Source organism: Pseudomonas sp. FW215-R2 (assembly GCF_058789255.1).
Genome location: NZ_JBYTBO010000002.1, coordinates 359794 through 385441, shown reverse-complemented (window position 1 = coordinate 385441; position 25648 = coordinate 359794). Strand labels below are relative to the sequence as shown.

Sequence of the window (25648 nt, the reverse complement as noted above, 5' to 3'; positions counted from 1 at the left end):
CGATGAATACCGAAGGACTCACTGAAGTTGCCGTAAAAGAAGCTCAACCCGTGGTCGAGCAGATTACCGAAACCCCGCCGGAACTGGAGCCCGCGCCACCCGCGCCGGCAACTGAACCCGCTCCGGCGGCCCCGGCGATCGCGATTCCCGGCCTGGATGACAGCAGCCTGTATATCCACCGGGAATTGTCGCAACTGCAGTTCAACATCCGCGTGCTGGAACAGGCGCTGGACGAGTCCTATCCGTTGCTGGAGCGGCTGAAGTTCCTGCTGATCTTCTCCAGCAACCTCGACGAATTCTTCGAGATCCGCGTCGCCGGCCTCAAGAAGCAGATCACCTTCGCCCGTGAACAGGCCGGCGCCGACGGCCTGCAACCGCATCAGGCATTGGCGCGGATCAGCGAGCTGGTGCACGGTCATGTAGACCGTCAGTACGCGATCCTCAACGACATCCTGCTGCCGGAGCTGGAAAAACATCAGGTGCGCTTCATCCGTCGCCGCTACTGGACGACCAAGCTCAAGACCTGGGTGCGCCGTTACTTCCGCGACGAGATCGCGCCGATCATCACCCCGATCGGCCTCGACCCGACGCACCCGTTCCCGTTGCTGGTGAACAAGAGCCTGAACTTTATCGTCGAGCTCGAAGGCATTGACGCCTTCGGTCGCGATTCCGGCCTGGCGATCATCCCGGCGCCACGCTTGCTGCCGCGGATCATCAAGGTGCCGGAAGAAGTCGGCGGCCCTGGCGACAACTATGTGTTCCTGTCGTCGATGATCCATGCTCACGCCGATGACCTGTTCCAGGGCATGAAGGTAAAAGGCTGCTACCAGTTCCGTCTGACCCGAAACGCTGACCTGGCGCTCGACTCCGAAGACGTCGAAGACCTGGCCCGCGCCCTGCGTGGCGAGTTGTTCTCGCGTCGTTACGGTGACGCCGTGCGCCTGGAAGTCGCCGACACCTGCCCGAAACACCTGTCGGACTACCTGCTCAAGCAGTTCAACCTGAGCGAGACCGAGCTGTATCAGGTCAACGGTCCGGTCAACCTGACGCGTCTGTTCAGCATCACCGGTCTGGACAGTCATCCGGAGCTGCAATACACACCGTTCACGCCGCAGATTCCGAAACTGCTGCAAAACAGCGAGAACATTTTCAGCGTTGTCAGCAAACAGGACATCCTGCTGCTGCACCCGTTCGAGTCGTTCACCCCGGTGGTCGACCTGCTGCGCCAGGCTGCGAAAGACCCGCACGTTCTGGCTGTACGCCAGACCCTGTACCGCTCCGGCGCCAACTCGGAAATCGTCGATGCGCTGGTGGACGCCGCGCGTAACGGCAAGGAAGTGACGGCGGTCATCGAGCTGCGTGCGCGCTTCGACGAAGAATCCAACCTGCAACTGGCCAGCCGTCTGCAAGCGGCCGGTGCGGTGGTGATCTACGGCGTGGTCGGCTTCAAGACCCACGCCAAGATGATGCTGATCCTGCGCCGCGAAGCCGGCGAGATCGTGCGTTACGCGCACCTCGGCACCGGTAACTACCACGCCGGCAACGCACGTCTGTACACCGACTACAGCCTGCTGACCTCCGACGACGCCTTGTGCGAAGACGTCGGCAAACTGTTCAGCCAGTTGATCGGCATGGGTAAGACGCTGCGCATGAAGAAGCTGCTGCACGCGCCGTTCACCCTGAAGAAGGGCATGCTCGACATGATTCTGCGCGAGACGCAATTCGCGCTCGACGGCAAGCCGGCGCACATCATCGCCAAGTTCAACTCGCTGACCGATCCGAAGATCATCCGCGCGCTGTACAAGGCCAGCCAGTCTGGCGTGCGTATCGATCTGGTGGTGCGCGGCATGTGCTGCCTGCGTCCGGGCATCGCCGGGGTTTCGCACAACATTCACGTGCGCTCGATCATCGGTCGCTTCCTTGAACACACCCGCGTGTTCTACTTCCTCAACGGTGGCGAGGAGCAGATGTTCCTCTCCAGCGCCGACTGGATGGAGCGCAACCTCGACAAGCGCGTCGAGACTTGCTTCCCGGTGGAAGGCAAGAAGCTGCTGACCCGGGTCAAGAAAGAGCTGGAGTTGTACCTGACCGACAACACCCACAGCTGGAGCCTGCAGTCGGACGGCCGCTACATCCGCAACACGCCGACCGGCAACCAGAACCCGCGCAGTGCGCAGGCGACGTTGCTGGAGCGGTTGGGCAGTCCGATTCTGCCGGTCAGCAGCTGACTGAAGATTTCGGCGCAATAAAAAAGGCGATCCATCCGGATCGCCTTTTTTGTGCCTGCCGGTTACTCAGTGCACGGTCAGAACAATCCCCACCCGCGTCAGCCACTCGGCCTCAAGTGCGAAATCCGCCTGAGTCAGCTGGTTTTCATCCAGCCAGTTCTCCGGGAATTCCACATCGAGGTTGTCGCCATTGGCGTGCAGCGCGACCTGCGGCATGGTCTGGGTGCCGCGAATGTGATGGAACAGGATCGCAAAGCGCAGCAGCACGCACAGGCGGATCAGCTTGTCGCCGTCGTCGCCGAACTCGGCAAACTTGTCCTTGGGGATGTTGCGGCGGTGGCCGCGCACCAGCAGGGCGAGCATTTGCTGGTCTTCGCGGGAGAAACCGGCCAGGTCCGAGTGCTCGATCAGGTAGGCGCCGTGCTTGTGGTATTGGTAGTGAGCGATGTCGAGCCCGACTTCGTGCACTTTCGCCGCCCAGCCCAGCAGTTCGCGCCAGATACCATCGTCCAGCTGCCAATCGACAGCCACTTGATCGAAGGCGTGCAGGGCTTTGCGCTCGACGCGTACGGCCTGTTCCAGGTCGACGTGGTAGCGCTCCATCAGCGAGGTCAGGGTGCGTTCGCGCACGTCTTCGTGATGATGGCGGCCGAGCAGGTCGTAGAGTACGCCTTCGCGCAGTGCGCCTTCGCAGTGATCCATACGTTGCAGTTCGAGGGCGTCGAAGATCGCTTCAAGAATCGCCAGGCCGGCCGGGAAGATCGCGCGGCGATCCGGCTTGATGCCTTCGAAATCGATCTTGTCGACATCGCCGAGCTTGAACAGGCGGCGCTTGAGCCATGCCAGGCCTTCGGCGTTCACTTCGCCGGTGCCATGTCCGCCGGCCTTCAGCGCCAGGCCGATGGCGCGGATGGTGCCCGAGGAGCCGATGGCTTCATCCCAGGTCAGGCGGTGCAGGGCGTGTTCGATGCTCATGATTTCCAGCCGCGCCGCCGTGTAGGCCTGGGCGTAGCGTGCCGGGGTGATCTTGCCGTCCTTGAAGTAGCGCTGGGTGAAACTCACGCAGCCCATTTGCAGGCTTTCGCGCAACAACGGCTCGAAGCGCTGGCCGATGATGAATTCGGTACTGCCGCCGCCGATGTCGGCGACCAGGCGTTTGCCCGGAGTGTCGGCGAGGGTGTGAGAGACGCCGAGGTAGATCAGGCGCGCCTCTTCACGGCCGGAGATGACTTCCACCGGGTGGCCGAGGATTTCTTCGGCGCGGCGGATGAATTCGCCACGGTTGCGCGCCTCGCGCAGGGCGTTGGTGCCGACGATCCGCACGGCGCCCAGCGGCATACCGTTGATCAGTTGAGCAAAACGCTTGAGGCAATCAAGCCCGCGCTGCATGGATTCTTCGTTGAGATGGCGCTCATCGTCGATGCCGGCGGCCAGCTGAACCTTCTCCCCGAGACGTTCGAGAATACGGATTTCGCCGTTCTGGGCCTTGGCCACGACCATGTGGAAGCTGTTGGAGCCCAGGTCGATCGCGGCGATCAGGGACAGATTCTTGGCTTGGGATTGCGGCATGGTCTGGGGGTCTCGGTCGATAACCTCGACATCGTGCCACGATCAAACGCTGCCGCCAACGCGCATGGTACAAACCCTTGATTTAGCGCACTGACGGCCTGCTTTCAGCCTGCGACTTCCACGGTTCCGATGAAATTCGCCAGTTCCGGCGTCTGCGGATCGGCAAACAACACCTTCGGGTCGCCCACCTCATGCACCTTGCCCTGGTGCATGAACACCAGTTTGTCCCCGACCTCCCGGGCGAAGCGCATTTCGTGGGTGACCATGATCAGCGTCATGCCTTCCTTCGCGAGCTGGCGGACCACGCTGAGCACTTCGTTGACCAGTTCCGGGTCCAGCGCCGAGGTGATCTCGTCGCACAGCAGCACCTTGGGCGACATCGCCAGCGCCCGGGCAATCGCCACGCGTTGTTGCTGGCCGCCTGAGAGGCGATCCGGGAAGGCGTCGAACTTTTCGCCGAGGCCGACGCGCTCAAGCATCTGCCGCGCCAGTTCCGCAGCCTTGGCCTTGGGCACCTTCTGCACCACTTGCGGCGCGAGCATCACGTTTTCGCCCACCGTCAGGTGCGGGAACAGATTGAACTGCTGGAACACCATCCCGACTTTCTGCCGCAGGCTGCGCAGATCGGCGCGGGCGGCGTCGAGGTATTCGCCATCGACTTCGATCACGCCGTCGTTGATCGATTCCAGGCCGTTGAGGGTGCGCAGCAGGGTGGATTTGCCCGAGCCGCTGCGGCCGATGATCGCCACGACCTGACCTTCCTCGACGCTCAGGTCGATGCCTTTGAGTACGTGGTGATCGCCGTAGTATTTATGCAGGGCGGAAATTCTAAGCAGAGGCATGCAGTCTCCTTTCCAGGTAGCGCGCACTGAGGGACAAGGGGTAGCAGAGCAGGAAGTAGCCGGCGGCGACGAGGCCGTAGACCATGAACGGTTCGAAGGTGGCGTTGGCGAGCATGCCGCCGGTCTTGGTCAATTCGGTGAAGCCGATGATCGAGGTCACGGCGGTGCCTTTGACCACCTGCACCGAGAAGCCCACGGTCGGCGCCACGGCGATGCGCAGCGCTTGCGGCAGGATCACGTAACGCAGTTGCTCCAGCGGGTTGAGCGCCAGGCTCGACGAAGCTTCCCACTGGCCATTGGGAATCGCCTCGACGCAACCGCGCCAGATCTCCGCCAGATAGGCGCTGGTGAACAGCGTCAGGGCAATGGCTGCCGCCATCCACGGTGAAATCTCTACGCCGGCCAGCGCCACGCCGAAGAACACCAGAAACAGCTGCATCAGCAACGGCGTGCCCTGGAACAGTTCGATCCAGGTGCGGGCGATGCTGCTGGGCAGCGGTTTTTTCGAGATGCGCATGATCAGGATCAGCAACCCGACGATCCCGCCGCCAATGAACGCCACCAGCGACAACGCCAGCGTCCATTGCAGGCCGGTGAGCAGGTTGCGCAGGATGTCCCAGAACGTGAAGTCGCTCATTGGCTGCTCCTTGCGCTGCTTTTCGACAGGTAGCGCCGACCGAGCCAGTTCAGTAACTGACGGATCAGCAGCGCCATGCACAGATAAATGAGGGTGGTCAGGGCATAGGTTTCAAAGGCGCGGAAGTTGCGCGACTGAATGAAGTTGGCGGCGAAGCTCAACTCCTCGGTGGCGATCTGCGAACACACCGCCGAACCGAGCATGATGATGATGATCTGGCTGCTCAGGGCCGGCCAGACCTTGCCCAGTGCCGGCAGCAGCACCACGTGGCGGAACGCTTCGAAACGGCTCATCGCCAGCGCAGCAGCGGCCTCCAGCTGTCCGCGCGGAATCGCCTGGATACCCGCGCGGATGATCTCGGTCGAGTACGCACCGAGGTTGATCACCATCGCCAGCACCGCCGCCTGCCACTCCGAAATCTGCACGCCGAGGGACGGCAGGCCGAAGAAGATGAAGAACAGCTGCACCAGGAACGGCGTGTTGCGGATCAACTCGACGTATACGCCGAAGATTGTCGAGAACGGGCGGATGTTCCACGCCCGTACCAGCGCCCCGACAATACCCACACCAACCCCGAACAGCGCGCCGATGGCTGTCAGCTCAAGGGTGAACAGCGCCCCGCGCAGCAGCAGGTCGGTGTTTTCCACCACCGGCAAGAAATCGAACTGATAGGCCATGAAAGTCTCCCGCGTTGCCGGTCAGAGGTCGGCCGGCAGCGGCTCTTTGAGCCAGGTCTGCGCGTTCTTTTCCAGCGCGCCGTCAGCCTTGGCGGTGGTCAGGATCTCGTTGACCTTGCCCAGCAGCGCCGGTTCGTTCTTGTTCACGCCGACGTAGACCGGCGAATCCTTGAGCTTCACTTTCAGCGCCGGGACGCGTTTCGGGCTCTTTTCGCTGATCGCGACCATGACCACGTTGCCGCTGGCGATCAGGTCGACCTGGCCGGCGAGGTAGGCGGCGATGGTCGAGTTGTTGTCTTCGAAGCGCTTGATGGTCACGCCTTCGGGGGCGACCTTGGTCAGCTCGATGTCTTCGATGGCGCCACGGGTGACGCTGATGGTCTTGCCCTTGAGGTCGTCTAGGGTGCTGACGGCTGCCTCCGGCGGGCCGAACACGGCGAGGTAGAACGGCGCATAGGCGCGGGAGAAATCGATGACCTTCTCGCGCTCGGGGTTCTTGCCGAGGCTGGAAATCACCAGGTCGACCTTGCCGGTGGTCAGGAACGGGATGCGGTTGGTGCTGTTGACCGGGGTCAGTTCGAGTTTGACCTTGAGCTGGTCGGCCAGCAGTTTCGCGGTATCGATGTCCAGGCCGCGCGGCTTCATGTCCGGGCCGACCGAGCCGAAAGGCGGGAAGTCCTGAGGCACGGCGACTTTCAAGGTGCCGCGTTTGACCACGTCGTCCAGACCGTCGGCATGGGCGGGGGCCTGGCTCAGCATCAGACCGGCAAACAGGGCGGCGAGGAGGGCGCTGTAACGCTTCGTCATGGACAATCTCCGGATCGGCGGGAAGTGAATTCTGCGATCGGACAGAGCATGGGCCGTGCCAAGACAGCGGTTTGGCTGCGCAAAGCCACGGGTTTAGCGGGTTTGTTCGGTCTTACTGGTCTGAACAGTCAGGTTGGATTTCGCACTGCGATAGCGCATCGGCGTGCGCCGTCGAACCCCGCTGGGGCATGACTTGCCTGACGCCTCGAATAGCTTTACAACTGGCCGCACCTTGGCCTGGTCCGACTGGAAAACCATGAACTCGATCTCCCGCGCCGTACCCGAAGTGGCGCTGCAAGCGATCCGCAAACTGATTACCGAGCAGGGTTTCGGCCCCGGTGATGCGCTGCCCTCGCAGCGGGATCTGGCGGTACAGTTGGGGGTCAGCCGGGCGTCGTTGCGCGAGGCGTTGTCGTCCTTGAGTGCGCTGGGGGTGGTCAGCATCCAGCCGGGCAAGGGCGTATTCGTGCAGTCGCCGGTTGAGCTGCCGCGCGGGGAGGGTGCGCCGGCCTGGCCGTTTGCAGCCCAGGCCTCGCCGCTGGAGATCTTTCAGTTGCGCTATGCGCTGGAAGGGTTCGCGGCCGGGCTGGCGGCGGTGACGCTGAGTACGTTTGATCTGGATGAACTGGAAGACAACGTGGCGGCCATGCGCGAACAGCTGCGCGCTGGCGACTTCGAGGCCGCGGCGAAACTGGATTTCGAATTCCACCGGCGGATCCTGCGGGCCAGCGGCAATCAGGCGATGCTGAGCATCCTCACCGCCAGCGCCGACATCTTTCTGGAGAGCCAGAAGCTACCGTTCATCCGCGCCGAACGGGCCATGGAAACCTGGCAGGAACACCGCAAGATCCTCCGCGCCCTGGCGCGCCGGGCGTCCGCTGCCGCCCAGAAAGCCATGCAGGAGCACGTGCGCAACGCGGCGTTGCGCACTGGAATTGCCTTCATCGCCCCCGCCAGCGCGTGACTTGAGCTATACCCAAACTCATCGAGTGCCATAGCAAGACTCAATCATCTGCAGCTTCCTGAACAAGGGAAGGGCGGCTATGATGGGCCACGTTTTTTTGCTTACAACCTGGAGAATTCCATGAGCAGCGATCTGATCAAACACGTTAGCGACGCTAGCTTCGAAGCCGACGTACTCAAGGCCGAAGGCGCTGTCCTGGTCGACTACTGGGCTGAATGGTGCGGCCCTTGCAAAATGATCGCTCCGGTTCTGGACGAGATTGCAGAGACTTACAAAGGCAAGCTGACCGTTGCCAAGCTGAACATCGACGAAAACCAGGAAACCCCGGCCAAGCACGGCGTACGTGGTATTCCGACGCTGATGCTGTTCAAGAACGGCAACGTGGAAGCGACCAAGGTCGGCGCTCTGTCGAAGTCGCAACTGGCTGCTTTCCTCGACGCCAACATCTAAGCGTCGCGGTAAAGATTGTCCTCAAAAAGCCCCGCAAATCGCGGGGCTTTTTGCGTATTCAGGGCTAGACGCTCCGAAACTCAGGTGATACATTCGGCCCCGCACTGGTTTCTCCACTGCCCCCTGCTAGCCGTCGCCGACGCACTCCTTTTCGAACAAGTACGCGATCCTGTCGCCTTCTCCGCGGCGCGGCCTCATTAAGCCAAAAGCTTAATTTCCCCCCCTCCATAAATGATTACGTCATTCCTATATGAATCTGACTGAACTCAAGCAAAAGCCGATTACCGAACTGCTCGAATTGGCCGAACAGATGGGCATAGAAAATATGGCCCGTTCGCGCAAGCAGGACGTGATTTTCTCCCTGCTGAAAAAGCACGCGAAAAGCGGTGAGGAAATCTCCGGTGATGGCGTGCTGGAGATTCTCCAGGACGGCTTCGGCTTCCTGCGCTCCGCTGACGCTTCCTACCTCGCCGGCCCTGACGACATCTACGTCTCGCCGAGCCAGATCCGCCGTTTCAACCTGCGCACCGGTGACACCATCGTTGGCAAGATCCGGCCGCCAAAGGAAGGCGAGCGTTACTTCGCCCTGCTCAAGGTCGACACGATCAACTTCGATCGTCCAGAGAACGCGAAAAACAAGATTCTCTTCGAGAACCTGACCCCGCTGTTCCCGACCGTGCGCATGAAGATGGAAGCCGGCAACGGTTCCACCGAAGACCTGACCGGTCGTGTGATCGACCTGTGCGCCCCGATCGGCAAAGGCCAGCGCGGTCTGATCGTTGCACCGCCGAAAGCCGGTAAGACGATCATGCTGCAGAACATCGCGGCCAACATCGCCCGTAACAATCCTGAAGTTCACCTGATCGTGCTGTTGATCGACGAACGTCCGGAAGAAGTGACCGAAATGCAGCGCACCGTGCGCGGCGAAGTGGTTGCCTCGACCTTCGACGAGCCGCCGACCCGTCACGTACAAGTGGCTGAAATGGTGATCGAGAAGGCCAAGCGCCTGGTCGAACACAAGAAGGACGTGGTGATCCTGCTCGACTCCATCACCCGTCTGGCCCGTGCCTACAACACCGTGATCCCGAGCTCCGGCAAGGTACTGACCGGTGGTGTCGATGCCCACGCCCTGGAGAAGCCGAAACGTTTCTTCGGTGCTGCGCGTAACATCGAAGAAGGCGGCTCGCTGACCATTATCGCCACCGCGCTGGTTGAAACCGGCTCGAAGATGGACGAAGTGATCTACGAAGAGTTCAAGGGTACCGGCAACATGGAACTGCCTCTGGATCGCAAGATCGCCGAGAAGCGTGTGTTCCCGGCCATCAACATCAACCGCTCCGGCACCCGCCGCGAAGAGTTGCTGACCGCCGACGACGAACTGCAGCGCATGTGGATCCTGCGCAAGCTGCTGCACCCGATGGACGAAGTAGCTGCCATCGAGTTCCTGGTCGACAAGCTGAAAACGACCAAGACCAACGACGAGTTCTTCCTGTCGATGAAGCGCAAGTAACATCGTCGGTTGAGTCCGGAAGATGGCGCCCTTCAGGGGCGCCATTTTTTTGCCTGATTTTTGTCCGGGCGATCGCAGGTGTGCGATCTGTTAAGGTCCGTGTGCCGGAAAAACAAGAAGCAGCGCCTTGGGCTGTACAAAAAATAACCATCTGATTGGCATTAAAGATTTATGAGCACACTCGCTTATCGAAGGGATATCGACGGCTTGCGCGCAGTCGCTGTGATTGCCGTGGTGCTGTTCCACTTTGGCGTCCCGGGGTTCACCGGTGGATTTGTCGGCGTGGACGTGTTTTTCGTGATTTCCGGCTACCTGATCACCTCGATCATCTGGAACCAGCGCCAGGCCGGGCGTTTCAGCTTCGTCGAGTTCTGGGCCCGACGCGCCCGGCGGATCCTGCCGGCGCTGTTTGCGATGATCATCGCGGTGCTGGCGGTGGGCTGGTTCCTGCTGGCACCCAAGGACTACGAAGAACTCGGGCGCTCGGTGCGCTACCAGGTGACCTTCGTCTCGAACATTCTGTTCATGCGTCAGGATGGCTATTTCGACGTCGCTTCGGATCTCAAGCCGCTGCTGCACACTTGGTCGCTGGCGGTGGAGGAACAGTTCTACATTCTCTTCCCACTGTTGCTGACCCTGCTGTCGAGCCGTCTGAAACACTGGCGGCTGGCGCTGTTCGGCGTGTTGCTGCTGTCCTTCGGGCTGAGTGTGTGGGCGGTCCATCATTATCCGGAGAAGGCGTTTTTCCTGTTGCCGATGCGGGCGTGGGAGCTGCTGGCCGGTGCGATGCTCGCCGTGGCGCCCCGGCATTCGTGGCGCCTCAAACCGATGGCAGCGCAAGGGCTGAGCCTGCTCGGCATGGCGCTGATCCTGCTGGCCGTCTTCGGGTACGACAAAAGCACGCCATTCCCCGGCGCCGCGGCGCTGCTGCCGGTGCTGGGCGTGGTGGCGCTGATCCTGGCAAACGGTCATCGTGAAACATTGATGGGTCAATTGCTGAGCAGTCGGGTGATGGTCGGCCTCGGTCTGATTTCCTATTCCTGGTACTTGTGGCACTGGCCGGTGTTCGTGTTTTCCAGCTATGCCAGCGTCGAGGAACCGGGTGCGCAGGACATCGCAGGATTGATCCTGCTGACGCTGGTGCTGGGTTACCTGTCTTGGAAGTTCGTCGAAACGCCGTTCCGCGAGCGTCGCCTGCTCGCCGGACGCCGGCAGGTTCTGCTGGCCGGTTTTTGCGGCATCCTGGTGCTCGGCCTGGCCGGGCAAGCCCTGCGCTGGACCGATGGCTTGCCGTCGCGTCTGTCCGAACAGGCGTTGCAATATGCCAGGGGCCACGAGTGGCGGCCGGAGCTGATGGCGTGCCTGACGGACGACAAGGCCCCGGATGACAAGCTGTTCTGCCATTACGGTGTGGAAAGTCTGCCGGCCCAGGCGATGGTCTGGGGTGACAGCCACGCTACGGCACTGATTCCGGTGCTGGAGGACGCTGCGCAAGCCCATGGCGTCAACGTGATCCTCGCCAGCTCTGCCGGTTGTATTCCGGTTGAAGGGCTGGAGCATGACGCAGCCTGTTCGCGTTTCAATCGGCGTGTCGAGCAGGGGTTGAGCGCGCAACGTATCAGCGATGTGGTGCTGGTCGCGCGTTGGAGCCTCTATCTGTATGGCGACGCCAAAGGGGATCTCGACCATGCGCTCAGACAGCCGGATGGTAAGTACGACAGTGCCGTCGCTGAACAACGCCTGGCCGATGGGCTGCGCGCACGGCTTGCTCAATTGCGTGAGGACGGGCATCGGGTCTGGCTGGTGAAAGAGGCGCCGTTGCAGGCGTTCAACCCGCCGTATCGCCTGACACGCCTTGCGATGCTGGGCCATTCGGTGGATGAGGTCGGCCTGGCCATCGGTGAGCATGACAAGCGCCAGGCATTCATCAGCCGGTTGTTCGCCCAACTGGCGCAGGATCCGATGGTGCGGGTGATCGATCCGGCGCCACGGCTGTGTGATGAACACGGTCTGTGTCGCGCCGAACTCGACGGCTATTCGCTGTACAAGGATGACAATCACCTGTCGGAAGTCGGTGCGCGATTCGTGGCGCCGATCCTCGAACCGCTGTTTGTCAGTCTGCAGGCCGGTAAAAATCCGGGTAGCGGCCAGGTGAATGCAGCCAAGTAAGCAGTGACGGGCTGCCAGCGACCGGCATAGCAGGTAGGATGTACGCCTATTTTGAGGGTGCCATCGTCAATGAAATTCAAGGATCTTCGGGATTTCGTGCAGCAGCTTGAGCAGCGCGGAGAGTTGAAACGCATCCAGATTCCCGTCTCGCCGGTGCTGGAGATGACCGAAGTGTGCGACCGCACACTGCGGGCCAAGGGCCCGGCGCTGCTGTTCGAGAAACCGACCGGCTATGACATTCCGGTGCTCGGCAACCTGTTCGGCACGCCCGAGCGGGTCGCCATGGGCATGGGCGCCGAGTCGGTCAGCGAGCTGCGCGAAATCGGCAAGCTGCTGGCGTTCCTCAAGGAGCCGGAGCCGCCGAAGGGCTTGAAGGACGCGTGGTCGAAGCTGCCGATCTTCCGCAAGATCATCGCGATGGCGCCGAAAGTCGTCAAAGACGCCCCGTGCCAGGAAGTGGTCATCGAAGGTGATGACGTCGACTTGGCGATGCTGCCGGTGCAGACCTGCTGGCCGGGCGACGTGGCGCCGCTGATCACCTGGGGCCTGACCGTCACCAAAGGTCCTAACAAGGATCGGCAGAACCTCGGCATCTACCGTCAGCAAGTGATCGGCCGCAACAAGGTCATCATGCGCTGGCTCAGCCACCGGGGTGGTGCGCTGGATTTCCGTGAGTGGTGCGAGAAACATCCGGGCCAGCCGTTCCCGGTGTCCGTGGCCCTCGGCGCGGATCCTGCAACCATTCTCGGCGCCGTCACCCCGGTGCCGGACAGCCTCTCCGAATACGCCTTCGCCGGCCTGTTGCGCGATAGCCGCACAGAATTGGTGAAGTGCCGTGGCAACGACCTGCAAGTGCCGGCCACGGCCGAAATCATCCTTGAAGGCGTAATCCATCCGGGCGAGATGGCGGACGAAGGCCCGTACGGCGACCACACCGGTTACTACAACGAAGTCGACAGCTTCCCGGTGTTCACCGTCGAGCGCATCACCCACCGGATCAAACCGATCTACCACAGCACCTACACCGGCCGTCCACCGGATGAACCGGCGATTCTCGGCGTGGCGTTGAACGAAGTGTTTGTGCCGATCCTGCAGAAGCAGTTCCCGGAGATCACCGACTTCTACCTGCCGCCGGAAGGCTGTTCGTACCGCATGGCCGTGGTGACGATGAAGAAGTCGTATCCGGGGCATGCCAAGCGCGTGATGCTGGGTGTCTGGTCGTTTTTGCGACAGTTCATGTACACCAAGTTCGTTATCGTCACCGACGACGATATCAACGCGCGGGACTGGAACGACGTGATCTGGGCCATCACCACGCGCATGGACCCCAAGCGCGACACGGTGATGATCGACAACACGCCGATCGACTACCTCGACTTCGCCTCGCCGGTGTCGGGTCTTGGCTCGAAGATGGGCCTGGACGCCACTCACAAGTGGCCGGGCGAAACCACTCGCGAGTGGGGCCGCGTCATCGTCAAGGATGATGCCGTCACCCAACGGATCGATGCCATCTGGAATCAGTTAGGAATAGATTGATGCGTGTAACCCTGCAGCCCTCCGGAGCGGTGCTCGAGATACGGCCCGGAGAGCGGATTCTCGATGGTGCGCGGCGCCTGGGCTACGAATGCCCGCAAAGCTGCCGCAACGGCAATTGTCACGTGTGCGCAGCGCTGCTGGTGGAAGGCCGGGTCGAACAGGCCGGCAAGGTGCATGACCACGGCGAGTTCTACACTTGCATAGCGGAGCCGCTGGAAGACTGCATCCTGCTGTGGGATGGCGTGCTCGCGCTGGGAGAACTGCCGGTGCGCAGCCTGTCGTGTCAGGTCATCGAATGCCGGGACGTCGGTGGCGATACCTGGCGAGTGCGCCTGCGGGCGCCGGCCGGCAAGCCGCCGCGTTATCACGCGGGCCAGTACCTGATGATCGAGCGCGAGAGCGGCGAAAAGTCAGCCTTTTCCATGGCCTCGGCGCCCCACGGCGGGCGAGACCTGGAAATCCACGTACTGGCGCGTGAAGCCAGTGCCCTGAACCTGATCGAGCAACTGCAGCGCAATTCGATGGTGCGGGTCGAGCTACCGTTCGGCGACACCCACCTCGCGGAATTGCCCGACGGGCCGCTGGTGCTGATCGCCGCCGGCACCGGCATGGGTCAGATCCACAGCCTGATCGAACATTGCCGGGCCAACGGCTTCAAGCATCCGGTGCATTTGTACTGGGGCGTGCGTCGTCCGGAAGATTTCTATGAAATCGAGCATTGGGACGAATGGCTGAAGCTGCCCAACCTGTTCCTGCACAAAGTCGTCAGCGACCAGTGCGGCTGGGAAGGGCGCTGCGGGATGTTGCATGAGGCGGTGTGCGAGGACTTTCCGGATCTGAAACCCTTGCACGTCTATGCCAGTGGTTCGCCGGCGATGGTCTACGGCACGCTGGATGCGCTGGTGGAAGCCGGGATGGATGCCCACCAGATGCGCGCCGATGTGTTTGCGTATGCGCCGCGCTCTTGAGCCGCGCGACTGAGCCCACGGCTGAGCCTTCCTAGAACCGCACGCCCGTCGTCACCATGGCCGCGTTGGCGCCGAGAAAGACCAGCTCGGCGGCCAGCGGGCCGTAATGGGTGCCGACGGACGGGATGATCACCGGTGCAACGCCGAAGTGATTGAGCGGGATCTTGTCCTTGTAGTCACCCCGATAACCCTGCAGCAACCCACCGGTGAGTTTCACGTACACCGGATAATCGGCACTGTCGAAGCGTTTGCCGGCATAGGCGTAATTGGAGCGCTGGCGGAACGAGTTGCGGAAAGTTGCCCCGCCAAATACCCAGCCGGAAGCCTGATTGCGTTCAATGCCGATCAAGTCCTGATGATTATTGTGTTCGGGGTCGGGTGAGTAATGTTTGGTATAGACACTGGTCTGTGCATACCAGAAACCCTTGTCCTCTTGCGAATCATCGGCGGCCAGTGCGTGGCCGGTCTGAATCAATAAAAGTGCGGCCAAAAGCCTTGGTGTGTTCATCGTGCAGCCTCGGTTGAACGGGTTGGCTTGCGCCAGAGGAAAGCCGTTGTACGTAGGCGTTCAGCGACGGTAAATATGGGAAGTCCGAAATTTTAGTAGGAAAAATCCCGGGAGTTCATGAACGAAACCTGAACGAAGCGAAGGCTTATCGATATTTCATTCGGGTATTTAAGATATCTGCGCAATGGTATTAGGCTATATCAAACAAGATAGCCCTCGCGGATAACCCCGAATTAGCGCTATCAAAGGTGTCATACATCCTTTAGCACTTTTCGTTTTACAGTTACTGCTATATGTTCTATCAAGCGAATTGTGCTTACATCTTGTAATACTTGCGGGGCCGAATACTTCCGTCATGACAGCCATTGAATCTGCTTTTCTGAATCTGGCTTACCCTCCGCGGCTCGACCTGGGGCCGCAGCTGACTCACGAACAACTTCTCGCTTCCATGCAATCGACCATGGCACGCCACAAGGGTGGGCCGGTGTGGTTGTTCGCGTATGGTTCGTTGATCTGGCGGCCGGAATGTTCGGCGGTGGAGCGGGTGCGCGGGCGGGTGCATGGCTACCATCGCGGTTTGTACCTGTGGTCTCACGAACATCGCGGCACACCGGAAATGCCGGGGCTGGTGTTCGGTCTGGATCGCGGCGGCTCGTGCAGCGGCTTCGCCTATCGGTTGCCGGAAGACAACCTCGACAGTGCGCTGTATGCGCTGTGGAAACGCGAGATGCCGTTCCCGTCCTATCGGCCACACTGGCTCAACTGCCGTCTTGAAGATGGCAGCCAGGTACAGGCGTTGGGATTTGTCTTGGAACGACACCTGCCCAGCTATGCCGGCAATCTGCCGGATCATGTGCTGAGCCAGGTGTTCGAAAGCGCTTGCGGGCGTTACGGCACGACTCGCGATTATGTCGAGCAGACCGCTCACGCCCTGCGCAGCCACGCCATGCCAGACCGGAATCTGGAGGCGCGGCTCAAGCGCTGTAAGTCAAAAGCCGATCAGGCGACTGCTTCGCGGCTCTGACTGGCGACTTGCTTGTGCCACAGGGTCGGCGCCAGGAAGGCCATCGACAGCAGGCAAGCGCCCACCAGCAGCACGAAACCGCCATCCCAACCGAAGTGGTCCACGGTGTAGCCCATCGCTGCACTGGCCGCGACCGAACCACCCAGATAACCGAACAGGCCGGTGAAGCCCGCCGCAGTACCGGCGGCTTTCTTCGGCGCCAGCTCCAGCGCCTGCAGACCGATCAGCATCACCGGGCCGTAGATCAGGAAGCCGATCGAGAACAGCGCGATCATGTCGACGGTCGGGTTGCCGGCCGGGTTCAGCCAGTAAACCAGGGTCGCCACGGTCACCAGGGCCATGAACACCATGCCGGTCAGGCCACGGTTGCCACGGAAGATCTTGTCCGACATCCAGCCGCACAGTAGCGTGCCCGGAATACCCGCCCACTCGTAGAAGAAGTAGGCCCACGAAGTCTTGTCGACGTCGAAGTGCTTGGCTTCCTTGAGGTAGGTCGGCGCCCAGTCCAGTACGCCGTAGCGCAACAGGTAGACGAAGACGTTGGCCAGGGCGATGTACCAGAGCATTTTGTTGCGCAGCACGTATTTGACGAAGATTTCCTTGGCGCTGAATTCGTCTTCGTGGCTGGCGTCGTAGCCTTCCGGGTAATCGTTCTTGTACTTCTCGATCGGCGGCAGGCCGACCGATTGCGGGGTGTCACGCATGGTGATGAAGGCAAACGCCGCCACCGCCAGGGCTACCGCCGCCGGCACGTAGAATGCCGAATGCCAGTCGTTGAACAGGCCCATGCCGATCAGGAACAGCGGGCCGATCAGACCGCCACCGACGTTGTGCGCCACGTTCCACACGGACACCACGCCACCGCGTTCCTTCTGCGACCACCAGTGCACCATGGTCCGGCCGCTCGGCGGCCAGCCCATGCCCTGGGCCCAGCCGTTGATGAACAGCAGGATGAACATCATGGTCACGCTGGACGTTGCCCATGGCGCGAAACCGAAAATGAACATCACCCCCGCCGAGACCAGCAGGCCGAATGGCAGGAAGTAGCGCGGGTTGGAGCGGTCGGAGACCAGGCCCATCAGGAACTTGGAAAGACCGTAGGCGATTGCGATGGCCGACATCGCCAGACCCAGTTCGCCACGGGTATAACCCTCGTCGATCAGGTACGGCATGGCCAGGGAGAAGTTTTTGCGCAGCAGGTAGTAACCCGCGTAGCCAAAGAAGATACCGGCGAAGATCTGCCAACGCAGGCGTCGGTAAGTACTGTCTATTTTTTCTTCAGGCAATGGAGCCTGATGTGCGGCAGGTCGAAAGAAAGCAAACATTCAAGAGCTCCAAATTTCTTGTTTTGACTGCGGATGCGAATGTTACAGTTTCGTTACCGAAAATAGCACCGGTTCGCATCGGCAAAACAGCGGAAAATGTTGGAAGTCGCACGTTCTTTTACGAACCTGTCGCTCTGCTGTAAGAACAGGGCGTTTTCACCACTTGTGAACATGGGGTGGCTTAGACTCGCGATCCGTCGCCCGACTGATCAACAGAGATGAATGATGGCTTTGAAGGTTCGCATGCTGATGCGCCGATTATTGGCAGCGACGGTCATTGTCGTTGCGGTGCTGACATTGATTTACGCCGATCACCCTGCCCAGTCCGGTTTGCGCAATGCCACGGTGCTGATCATTCGCCATGCGGAAAAGCCGACTGAGGGGACAGTACTCAATGCCCGGGGCGAAGAAAGGGCCCGCGCCTACGTCGACTATTTCAATCCGTTGAAACTGGATGGCCAGACACTGACCCCGGAACGGCTGATTGCCGCCGGCGACAGCCCGGTGAGTTCTCGCTCACGCCTGACGTTGACCCCGCTGGCCGAGCGCCTGGGCCTGTCTGTCGAGCAGCCATACATCAATGGCGATGCCCACGAACTGGTCAAGCTGCTGCGCAAGAGCAATCAGGCGCCGACGATCCTGATCGCCTGGCATCACGGCCATATCAACCACCTGATTCAAGCATTCGGCGGTGACAGCACGGCCCTGATGGGCCAGAAAAAATGGCCGGACGAAGTCTACGACTGGCTGATCGTTCTGCGCTTCGATGAAGAGGGCCACCTCATCAAGGCCCGCAGCCGGAAGGTTCAGGAGCATCTGTTGCCGGGCGATGCTGAGGATCCTCCCGGCAACAGATGACGGCTCTGAGGTGCTTCAGCGCACCTGCACCACAACCTTGCCAACAGCCTTGCGCTGCCCAAGATCATTGATCGCCTGCGCCGCCTCGCTCAGCGGATACACCTGCGACACCAGCGGTTTCAACTTGCCCTCGGCAAACCAGCCGAACAGTTGCTGGAAGTTCGCTGCGTTATCCTGTGGCTGGCGCTGGGCGAAGGAGCCCCAGAACACGCCGAGCACGGCCGCGCCCTTGAGTAGCGCAAGGTTGACCGGCAGTTCGGGAATGCGTCCGCTGGCGAAGCCGACCACCAGCAGGCGGCCATTCCAGGCGATGGCGCGGATGGCCTGGTCGAACAGGTCGCCGCCGACCGGGTCGTAGATCACGTCGGCGCCCTGGCCGTCGGTCAGGCGCTTGATTTCGTCCTTGAGGCTGGTTTCGCTGTAGTTGATCAATTCGTCGGCACCGGCGGCCTTGGCCACGGCAAGCTTTTCGGCGCTGCTGGCGGCCGCGATCACCCGGGCGCCTATGGCTTTGCCGATCTCCACGGCAGCCAGGCCAACGCCGCCGGAAGCGCCGAGTACCAGCAGTGTTTCACCCGGTTGCAGGTTGCCGCGTTGCTTGAGCGCGTGCATCGAAGTGCCGTAGGTCATGCTGAACGCGGCGGCGGTGTTGAAGTCCATCGACGGCGGAATCGGCAACACGTTATAGCCCGGCACTGCGACCTGCTCGGCGAAGCTGCCCCAACCGGTCAGGGCCATGACCCGGTCACCGACCTTCAAATGACTGACTTTCTCACCTACCGAACTGACCACGCCGGAGGCTTCACCACCCGGGGAAAACGGGAAGGGCGGCTTGAACTGGTACTTGCCCTCGATGATCAGCGTGTCCGGGAAGTTGACCCCGGCGGCGTGCACGTCCAGCAGGATTTCATTCTTCTTGGCGACAGGACTGGCGACGTCTTCCAGCACCAGCGATTCGGCAGGGCCGAAGGCTTTGCACAGCACGGCTTTCATCAGGGCTATTCCTTTGGGAGTGATGGCCGATAAGTGTAGGTGTGGCAGTCAACGGGTCAACGAGCATGCCCGACCCTGATAGTCCGCCATAAGCTTGTGCTTGCGCGGCGGGTCGTTATGCTAGGCCGCAAACCGGATAAGGAGCGAATTGTGAAAGCGTGGATCATGTTGTTGCTGGCCCTGTCTCTGCCTGTGGCAGCGCTGGCCGAAGAAGCCAAAGAAGGCGAGGCGCCGAAGGTCAACTACATCACCTTGAGCCCGCCGTTCGTGGGCAACTACGGGCTGGACGGCACGCCGAAGCTCAAGGTCTACAAGGCCGACGTGGCGTTGCGGGTGACCGGTGACGAGGCGACCAAACTGGTCAAGGCCAACGAGCCGCTGATCCGCAATCAGCTGGTGGCGCTGTTCACCCAGCAGACCACCGATGCGATGGGCAGCATCGAAGGCAAGGAAAAACTGCGTCAGGAAGCCTTGAAGCAGACCCAGCAAGTGATGAATGACGAGACCGGCAAACCGGTGGTCGAGGATCTGTTGTTCAACAACCTGATCATTCAGTAAGACTGGATTGTGCATGAGCCGGTTTGCCGGCTCATGCACAGACGCATCAGCGCAATGCGATAACCGCCGCCCACTGCTCGGCCGTCACCGGCATCACCGACAGCCGCGAACCCTTTTGCACCAGTGGCATCTCGGCCAGGGCGGTCTGCTGTTTCAGGTAATCCAGCTTCAACACCCGGGCAAACGTCTCGACATGGGCGACATCGATCGCACTCCAGGCGTTTTTCTCCGGCGTGGCTTTCGGATCGTAGTAGTGGCTCTCGGGCTCGAGTGCCGTCGGGTCGGGGTAGGCCGCCTCGATAATCTTGCCGATTCCGGCAATGCCCGGCTCCGGGCAGCTGGAGTGATAGAAAAAGAACTCATCCCCCACCGCCATGGCCCGCAGGAAATTGCGCGCCTGATAGTTGCGCACCCCGTCCCAGCGCGCTTTGCCGAGTTTTTCCAGACCCTTGATCGAAAGTTCGTCGGGCTCGGATTTCATCAGCCAATAGGCCATGGTGTGTGCTCCTGAAACGGTCATTGGGCAGGTTGTCGGGCAATTTTATGACAAACCGACAGTCGGTTGACGCCAGCATTTGCGCAGAGGTTCACGTTGTCGCAAAATGCCGGCCTTTAAAGCTTGACGCTGCTGCACGGCCTACGAATGGAAACCGCTGCTGTCATCGTGATGATGTGCCTTGAGGGGGGCAATCGATGAAACGCAAACCGGATTTGCTGTGGACTTTGGTGATTTTGTTTGGTCTTGGCGTCGTGACCACCGGTTATGCGCAAAGTCTGTGGGCCAACAAGGCCGATGCTCCGATTGAAGTGGCGCAACAAGTACAGCAGTCGACAGCGTTCAAACGCTGACACCGTCTTTCCGACGCCGCTGAATCCCTCGCGGCGCCTACCCTGCGAAATACCACGCCTTGTCGGTCACCGTTCCCTGCAACGGTACATCCCAGCTGGCCTGCGCCAGTCGTTCGACTTTCTGACATTCATGGGCCAGGCCCAACAGCGTCGGCTTGCGCCAGTTCTGGCGTCGGGCCAGATACGCCAGGCTGCGGTCGTAGAATCCACCGCCCATCCCCAGGCGCCCGCCGACATCGTCAAACCCCACCAGTGGCAACAACACCAGATCCAGTGCCCAGATCTTGCGCTGACGGGCGACATTGACCCGGGGCTCAAGAATACGGAAACGGTTGGGCCGCAGCTTTTCGCCGGGCCGAATCTGCTGAAAGACCATTTTCGTCCGCGGCCAGGCGCTCAGCACCGGCAGATAGGTTTTCTTGCCTCGACGCTGGGCGGCGCGCAGCAGCAGGCGCGGGTCGATTTCACCGTCGGTGGGCAGGTACAGGGAAATGTGTCTGGCCCGGCGAAATTGCGGGTCCTGCGCGAGCTGTTTGTACAGACCTTCGGCGGCCTTGCGTTGCTGACTTGGCGTCAGGGAGCGGCGGGCCTTGCGCAGCAGGCGGCGCAGTTGGGGGCGGGGCAGCAACGCGGGTTCGGTCATGGTTCGGCTTCGGCAGGATGAGGACGAAAACGTACGCATAAAAAATCCGATGCCGGCATGCACCGGCATCGGATTCGAATCAGGCTCCCCGGATGAGCCGCTGTCGACTTAGCCCTTGAACCCGAGAGTTCAAGGTGGAGGATGCAGTAGGCTTTAAGGCTTTCCGTCTGGCGGACATGCACACCAGCCCAACGTGCAACCCCCAGGGTAGTGCAAATCGGCTCAGGGACATCGTCAACTGGCAAGCACCCCAGGGAGTGCGGCGAGTATACCTCAAGCCGCCTGGCGAATCAGCCCTTGCTGATGTCCGGATCGTCGGCCAGCGCCAGATCGACACGATCGAGCAAGTCTCGCACCTGTTCACGGGTCGAGCCGCTGGCCTGGATGTCCGGGCGCTCTTCTTTGTGCAAGAGATCGTGGGTGATGTTCAGCGCGGCCATCACGGCGATGCGGTCGGCGCCGATGACTTTGCCGCTGCTGCGGATCTCGCGCATTTTGCCGTCCAGGTAACGCGCGGCACTGACCAGATTGCTGCGTTCTTCCTGCGGACAGATGATCGAATATTCTTTGTCGAGGATCTGCACGGTAACGCTATTGCTTGAACTCATGAGTCTTGCTCCAGGGCCTTGAGGCGCGAAATCATCGATTCGACCTTACGCCGGGCGATTTCGTTTTTTTCAATGAGGTGAGCGCGTTCCTCGCGCCAGGTCTTTTCCTGAGCTTGTAAGAGTGCGTTTTGACTCTTTAGTTGCTCGACCCGAGTAATCAGCAGTTCGAGTCTGGCCATCAGCGCTTGCAGGTCGGTGTCTTCCATTGTGTCCACTGATTCGGTCTGATGGGTTTGGCTGGCGGACAGCCTTTAATGGTCTTGGCGAGTCTGTCGATGTAGGATACAAGGCCTTCATTCTAGACATAGCGCCGTCTGGCGCCTAGCTGCCCATGCCCATTCAGAATTCCCCGTACCAAGGCTTTGCCACCCTGCTGAATTCCAGCGGTCACTCCGTTTCGCCTGCCGAACTGCACGGCCTGTTGCTGGGCCGCAGTTGCGCCGGCGCCGGCTTCAATGCCGAAGAATGGCTGATCGATGCCGCCGAGCTGCTCGAAGGCGAGCCGCAGGACAACGTTCGTGCCGCGCTGATCGGTCTGCAGGAAATGGTCAAGAGCGAACTCACCGGCGACGACGTCACCGTGGTTCTGCTGCTGCCGAACGATGACGCGCCACTGGCCGAGCGCGCTGCCGCGCTGGGTGAATGGTGCCAGGGCTTCCTCACCGGTTTCGGCCTGAACTGCCGCGACAGCAGCATGCTGAGCACAGAGGCCACCGAAGTGTTGCAGGATCTGGCGGCAATCTCCCAGGTGCAAGACGCCCTGGAAGAGTCCGAAGACGGCGAAAGCGACTACATGGAAGTCATGGAGTACCTGCGCGTAGCGCCGCTGCTGCTGTTCTCCGAAACCAAGAAAGCCGACGTGCCGCCAGCCGCCAAGCCGTCGCTGCACTGATCGCGTGCCAGGGAAAGCCATCTGCCCATGATCCATATCCCGAAAGCGGAATACAGCCGTCGCCGCAAGGCGCTGATGGCGCAGATGGAACCCAACAGCATCGCCATCCTGCCCGCCGCTGCGGTTGCCATTCGCAACCGTGACGTCGAGCACGTCTACCGCCAGGACAGCGACTTCCAGTACCTGAGCGGTTTCCCCGAGCCACAGGCGGTCATCGTCTTGATGCCTGGTCGCGAACATGGCGAATACGTGCTGTTCTGCCGTGAACGCAATGCCGAACGGGAACTCTGGGATGGCCTGCGCGCCGGCCAGGAAGGCGCGATTCGCGATTTTGGCGCCGACGATGCCTTCCCCATCACTGACATCGACGACATCCTGCCGGGCCTGATCGAAGGCCGCGATCGGGTGTATTCGGCCATGGGCAGCAACCCGGAATTCGACCGTCATGTGATGGACTGGATCAACGTGATCCGCTCCAAGGCGCACCTCGGCGCCCAGCCGCCGAACGAATTCGTTGCCCTGGATCACCTGCTGCACGACATGCGCCTGTATAAATCGGCGGCAGAAGTGAAGGTGATGCGCGAAGCGGCGCGGATTTCCGCCCAGGCCCACATCCGGGCGATGCAGGCCAGCCGCGCCGGGCTGTACGAGTACAGCCTCGAAGCCGAACTCGATTACGAGTTCCGCAAGGGCGGGGCGAAGATGCCGGCCTATGGTTCGATCGTCGCCGCCGGGCGCAACAGCTGCATCCTGCATTACCAGCAGAATGACGCGTTGCTCAAGGATGGTGACCTGGTGCTGATCGACGCTGGTTGCGAAATCGACTGTTATGCCAGCGACATCACCCGCACCTGGCCGGTCAACGGCAAGTTTTCCGCCGAGCAGAAAGCGATCTACGAATTGGTATTGGCCTCGCAGGAAGCGGCGTTCGCCGAAATCGCCCCGAACAAGCACTGGAACCAGGCGCACGAAGCCACGGTTCGGGTCATCACCACCGGGCTGGTGAAGCTGGGGTTGTTGCAGGGCGAAGTTGACGAGTTGATCGCGTCCGAGGCCTACAAGGCGTTTTACATGCACCGCGCCGGCCACTGGCTCGGGATGGATGTGCATGACGTCGGCGAGTACAAGGTCGGCGGCGAATGGCGGGTGCTGGAAGTCGGCATGGCGCTGACCGTGGAGCCGGGCATCTACATCGCCCCGGACAATCAGAACGTAGCGAAGAAATGGCGCGGCATTGGCGTGCGCATCGAGGACGACGTGGTAGTGACCAAGAGCGGTTGTGAAATCCTGACCCACGGCGTGCCGAAAACCGTCGCCGAGATCGAAGCCCTGATGGCGCAAGCACGGACTTGCGCGGCATGAGTCGGGTCAATCTGGCAATCATCGGTGGTGGTCTGGTTGGCGCCAGTCTGGCGCTGGCCTTGCAGGCCGGGGCCAAGGCCCGTGGCTGGAAGATCGTGCTGATCGAACCGTTCGCCCCCGGCGACACCTGGCAGCCAAGTTACGACGCCCGTTCGTCGGCGCTGTCCTTCGGCTCGCGGCAGATCTATCAACGGCTGGGCGTGTGGCAGGAAATCTCCCGCCGCGCCGAGCCGATCAAGCAGATTCACGTGTCCGACCGTGGTCGTTTCTCCACCGCCCGACTGTCGGCGATGGAAGAGGGCGTACCGGCGCTCGGTTATGTCGTTGAAAACGCCTGGCTCGGACAGTGCCTGTGGCAGCACCTCGATAAAGAAGTGATCAGTTGGCGCTGCCCGGCGGAAGTCACTCGCATGGAACCGCTGCCAGACGGCTATCGCCTGACCCTCAACGATGAAACCACGGTCGAGTGCGATCTGGCGGTGCTCGCCGATGGCGGTCGTTCCGGTCTGCGCGAGCAACTGGGCATCAACGTGCGCAAACGCCCGTACAACCAGAGCGCGCTGATCGCCAACATCACCCCGAGTGAAGCGCACAACGGCATGGCCTTCGAGCGCTTCACCGATGAAGGCCCGATGGCGCTGTTGCCGCTGCCGGAGAACCGCTGCGCGCTGGTCTGGACCCGTCTGGGCATGGACGCGCAACGGCTGGCCGACCTGAGCGAACGTGATTTCCTCAGCGAGCTGCAAGGTGTGTTCGGCTACCGTCTCGGTACGTTGAAACAAGTTGGCGCGCGACATCTGTATCCGCTGTCGCTGGTGGAGGCCGAAGAGCAGGTGCGCTCGCATCTGGCCGTCCTCGGCAACGCCGCCCACAGCCTGCACCCGATTGCCGGGCAGGGTTTCAACCTGTCCCTGCGCGATGCCGATGCGTTGGCCGCCGCACTGCTGGCCAGCGACAAACCGCTGGGGGATTTCGCCACGCTGCAGGCCTATCGCGAGCGCCAGCGCCTCGATCAGGACCTCACCGTCGGTTTCTCCGATCAGGTCACGCGCCTGTTCGGCAGCACCCAGCCACTGGTGTCGCTGGGCCGCAACATCGGCCTGCTCGGCCTCGATCTGCTGCCGCCGGCCAAGCGCTGGTTTGCCCGTCAGGCCATGGGGCTGGGGACGCGGCCGGATGCGTGAGTGGCTGATCAAACAGTTTGGCAAGGCGCAGCTGATGCGCTGGATCATGACGTTCTACCCGCCGTACTTCGGCGCCGGCGTCCGGGTGAAGCACATCAGCGATGACTTTCGCGACATCCAGGTCTCGATGGGCCTGGGCTGGTACAACCGCAATTACGTCGGCACCCAGTTCGGCGGCAGTCTGTATTCGATGGTTGACCCGTTCTTCATGTTGATGCTCATGGAAAACCTCGGCTCGCGGTACATCGTCTGGGACAAGGCTGCCGACATTGACTTCATTGCGCCGGGCAAAGGCCCGGTGTTCGCCCGGTTCAACATCGACGACACCCTGCTCGACGAGATCCGTCGGCAGACCGCCAGTGGCGAGAAATACCTGCCGCAGTTGCAGGTCGACATTCATGACGGCGCCGGCAACCTGGTGGCGCGGGTCGGTAAAACCCTTTACGTGCGGCTCAAGCCGCAAGCGAGACAGGCTTAAAGCATGGAA

27 protein-coding genes and 1 other RNA gene are annotated in these 25648 nt (G+C 61.2%); 15 read left to right on the top strand and 13 right to left on the bottom strand.

The annotated features are described in order from the left end of the window. Positions 1-2 precede the first annotated feature (2 nt). Positions 3-2228 carry a polyphosphate kinase 1 gene (ppk1, locus tag AC3WRD_RS04305; RefSeq protein WP_096817387.1) on the top strand — a complete coding sequence of 742 codons (2226 nt, stop codon included), beginning with the start codon at positions 3-5 and terminating at the stop codon, positions 2226-2228. Positions 2229-2294: 66 nt separating this feature from the next. Here ppk1 and ppx read toward each other — a convergent pair whose 3' ends face one another. The 5 genes from ppx to AC3WRD_RS04280 form a co-directional block, all read right to left on the bottom strand. Beyond that, the gene (gene ppx / locus AC3WRD_RS04300; RefSeq protein WP_096817389.1) at positions 2295-3797 is read right to left on the bottom strand and encodes an exopolyphosphatase; all 1503 of its coding nucleotides are present in this window, start codon (positions 3795-3797) and stop codon (positions 2295-2297) included. Positions 3798-3901: 104 nt separating this feature from the next. Next, positions 3902-4639, bottom strand: coding sequence for an amino acid ABC transporter ATP-binding protein (locus tag AC3WRD_RS04295; protein WP_096817391.1), 738 nt, complete (start codon positions 4637-4639; stop codon positions 3902-3904). Next, a complete protein-coding gene (locus AC3WRD_RS04290) occupies positions 4626-5276 on the bottom strand; it encodes an amino acid ABC transporter permease (protein WP_102619629.1) in 651 nt (216 codons plus the stop codon). The genes AC3WRD_RS04295 and AC3WRD_RS04290 overlap by 14 nt, the downstream gene beginning before the upstream one ends. Further along, the gene (locus AC3WRD_RS04285; RefSeq protein WP_102619630.1) at positions 5273-5953 is read right to left on the bottom strand and encodes an amino acid ABC transporter permease; all 681 of its coding nucleotides are present in this window, start codon (positions 5951-5953) and stop codon (positions 5273-5275) included. Before AC3WRD_RS04285 ends, AC3WRD_RS04290 begins: the two co-directional genes overlap by 4 nt. A gap of 21 nt (positions 5954-5974) precedes the next feature. Then, entirely contained in the window at positions 5975-6760 is a 786-nt protein-coding gene (locus AC3WRD_RS04280; RefSeq protein ID WP_102619631.1) for a transporter substrate-binding domain-containing protein, read from the bottom strand. 256 nt (positions 6761-7016) lie between these two features. On the opposite strand from AC3WRD_RS04280, the gene AC3WRD_RS04275 reads away from it, so the two are divergent. The 6 genes from AC3WRD_RS04275 to AC3WRD_RS04250 all read left to right on the top strand — a co-directional run bounded on the left by AC3WRD_RS04275 (position 7017) and on the right by AC3WRD_RS04250 (position 14357). Next, positions 7017-7724 (top strand): FadR/GntR family transcriptional regulator, encoded by a 708-nt coding sequence (locus AC3WRD_RS04275; protein WP_096817395.1) that lies wholly within the window; start codon positions 7017-7019, stop codon positions 7722-7724. Positions 7725-7844: 120 nt separating this feature from the next. Then, a complete protein-coding gene (trxA, locus tag AC3WRD_RS04270; protein WP_003206727.1) occupies positions 7845-8174 on the top strand; it encodes a thioredoxin TrxA in 330 nt (109 codons plus the stop codon). A 250-nt stretch (positions 8175-8424) separates the two neighbouring features. Beyond that, positions 8425-9684 (top strand): transcription termination factor Rho, encoded by a 1260-nt coding sequence (gene rho / locus AC3WRD_RS04265; protein ID WP_003229334.1) that lies wholly within the window; start codon positions 8425-8427, stop codon positions 9682-9684. A 171-nt stretch (positions 9685-9855) separates the two neighbouring features. Next, the gene (locus AC3WRD_RS04260) at positions 9856-11853 is read left to right on the top strand and encodes an acyltransferase family protein (protein WP_102619632.1); all 1998 of its coding nucleotides are present in this window, start codon (positions 9856-9858) and stop codon (positions 11851-11853) included. Between the two features lie 69 nt (positions 11854-11922). After that, positions 11923-13389: a 4-hydroxy-3-polyprenylbenzoate decarboxylase gene (gene ubiD / locus AC3WRD_RS04255; RefSeq protein WP_007951823.1), complete on the top strand. Its 1467-nt coding sequence runs from the start codon at positions 11923-11925 to the stop codon at positions 13387-13389. Then, entirely contained in the window at positions 13389-14357 is a 969-nt protein-coding gene (locus AC3WRD_RS04250; RefSeq protein ID WP_096817398.1) for a CDP-6-deoxy-delta-3,4-glucoseen reductase, read from the top strand. Before ubiD ends, AC3WRD_RS04250 begins: the two co-directional genes overlap by 1 nt. Positions 14358-14388: 31 nt before the next feature. Here AC3WRD_RS04250 and AC3WRD_RS04245 read toward each other — a convergent pair whose 3' ends face one another. Beyond that, a complete protein-coding gene (locus AC3WRD_RS04245) occupies positions 14389-14865 on the bottom strand; it encodes a sn-glycerol-3-phosphate transporter (protein WP_102619633.1) in 477 nt (158 codons plus the stop codon). A gap of 355 nt (positions 14866-15220) precedes the next feature. Between AC3WRD_RS04245 and AC3WRD_RS04240 the strand changes: the two genes are divergently transcribed. Next, the gene (locus AC3WRD_RS04240) at positions 15221-15889 is read left to right on the top strand and encodes a gamma-glutamylcyclotransferase (RefSeq protein WP_085708964.1); all 669 of its coding nucleotides are present in this window, start codon (positions 15221-15223) and stop codon (positions 15887-15889) included. On the opposite strand, the gene glpT is transcribed toward AC3WRD_RS04240, so the two are convergent. Beyond that, positions 15865-17214 carry a glycerol-3-phosphate transporter gene (gene glpT / locus AC3WRD_RS04235; RefSeq protein ID WP_096817403.1) on the bottom strand — a complete coding sequence of 450 codons (1350 nt, stop codon included), beginning with the start codon at positions 17212-17214 and terminating at the stop codon, positions 15865-15867. The genes AC3WRD_RS04240 and glpT overlap by 25 nt on opposite strands. Before the next feature lie 225 nt (positions 17215-17439). Here glpT and AC3WRD_RS04230 point away from each other — a divergent pair, with 225 nt between their 5' ends. After that, the gene (locus AC3WRD_RS04230; RefSeq protein WP_102619634.1) at positions 17440-18072 is read left to right on the top strand and encodes a flagellar basal body-associated protein FliL; all 633 of its coding nucleotides are present in this window, start codon (positions 17440-17442) and stop codon (positions 18070-18072) included. A 15-nt stretch (positions 18073-18087) separates the two neighbouring features. Here AC3WRD_RS04230 and AC3WRD_RS04225 read toward each other — a convergent pair whose 3' ends face one another. Further along, positions 18088-19065 carry an NADPH:quinone oxidoreductase family protein gene (locus tag AC3WRD_RS04225; protein ID WP_102619635.1) on the bottom strand — a complete coding sequence of 326 codons (978 nt, stop codon included), beginning with the start codon at positions 19063-19065 and terminating at the stop codon, positions 18088-18090. Between the two features lie 150 nt (positions 19066-19215). On the opposite strand from AC3WRD_RS04225, the gene AC3WRD_RS04220 reads away from it, so the two are divergent. Beyond that, positions 19216-19623, top strand: a complete 408-nt coding sequence (locus AC3WRD_RS04220; protein ID WP_065259922.1) for a flagellar basal body-associated protein FliL — start codon at positions 19216-19218, stop codon at positions 19621-19623. 46 nt (positions 19624-19669) lie between these two features. Here the strand turns inward: AC3WRD_RS04220 and AC3WRD_RS04215 are convergent, their stop codons facing one another. Beyond that, positions 19670-20119, bottom strand: coding sequence for an EVE domain-containing protein (locus AC3WRD_RS04215; RefSeq protein ID WP_096817412.1), 450 nt, complete (start codon positions 20117-20119; stop codon positions 19670-19672). A gap of 197 nt (positions 20120-20316) precedes the next feature. Between AC3WRD_RS04215 and AC3WRD_RS04210 the strand changes: the two genes are divergently transcribed. Beyond that, a complete protein-coding gene (locus AC3WRD_RS04210) occupies positions 20317-20472 on the top strand; it encodes a hypothetical protein (protein ID WP_007911192.1) in 156 nt (51 codons plus the stop codon). Positions 20473-20509: 37 nt separating this feature from the next. Here the strand turns inward: AC3WRD_RS04210 and AC3WRD_RS04205 are convergent, their stop codons facing one another. From AC3WRD_RS04205 to AC3WRD_RS04190, 4 genes are all read right to left on the bottom strand, one after another. After that, on the bottom strand, positions 20510-21115 hold the full coding sequence (locus AC3WRD_RS04205; protein ID WP_102619636.1) for a 5-formyltetrahydrofolate cyclo-ligase: 606 nt from the start codon (positions 21113-21115) through the stop codon (positions 20510-20512). A gap of 81 nt (positions 21116-21196) precedes the next feature. After that, a non-coding RNA gene (ssrS, locus tag AC3WRD_RS04200) (6S RNA) lies at positions 21197-21375 on the bottom strand. Positions 21376-21405: 30 nt separating this feature from the next. Further along, a complete protein-coding gene (locus AC3WRD_RS04195) occupies positions 21406-21723 on the bottom strand; it encodes a cell division protein ZapA (protein WP_096817416.1) in 318 nt (105 codons plus the stop codon). After that, on the bottom strand, positions 21720-21929 hold the full coding sequence (locus AC3WRD_RS04190; protein WP_096817418.1) for a TIGR02449 family protein: 210 nt from the start codon (positions 21927-21929) through the stop codon (positions 21720-21722). Before AC3WRD_RS04190 ends, AC3WRD_RS04195 begins: the two co-directional genes overlap by 4 nt. Positions 21930-22054: 125 nt before the next feature. Here AC3WRD_RS04190 and AC3WRD_RS04185 point away from each other — a divergent pair, with 125 nt between their 5' ends. Genes AC3WRD_RS04185 through AC3WRD_RS04170 form a run of 4 tightly spaced genes read left to right on the top strand, consistent with a single transcriptional unit; the run spans position 22055 to position 25639 of the window. Then, the gene (locus AC3WRD_RS04185; RefSeq protein ID WP_102619637.1) at positions 22055-22615 is read left to right on the top strand and encodes a YecA/YgfB family protein; all 561 of its coding nucleotides are present in this window, start codon (positions 22055-22057) and stop codon (positions 22613-22615) included. A 27-nt stretch (positions 22616-22642) separates the two neighbouring features. Beyond that, complete coding sequence (gene pepP, locus AC3WRD_RS04180; protein ID WP_102619638.1) at positions 22643-23977, top strand: Xaa-Pro aminopeptidase; 1335 nt, start codon at positions 22643-22645, stop codon at positions 23975-23977. Continuing rightward, entirely contained in the window at positions 23974-25161 is a 1188-nt protein-coding gene (gene ubiH, locus AC3WRD_RS04175) for a 2-octaprenyl-6-methoxyphenyl hydroxylase (protein WP_007951808.1), read from the top strand. The genes pepP and ubiH overlap by 4 nt, the downstream gene beginning before the upstream one ends. Then, positions 25154-25639, top strand: coding sequence for a DUF4442 domain-containing protein (locus tag AC3WRD_RS04170; protein WP_102619639.1), 486 nt, complete (start codon positions 25154-25156; stop codon positions 25637-25639). The genes ubiH and AC3WRD_RS04170 overlap by 8 nt, the downstream gene beginning before the upstream one ends. Positions 25640-25648: the final 9 nt, after the last annotated feature.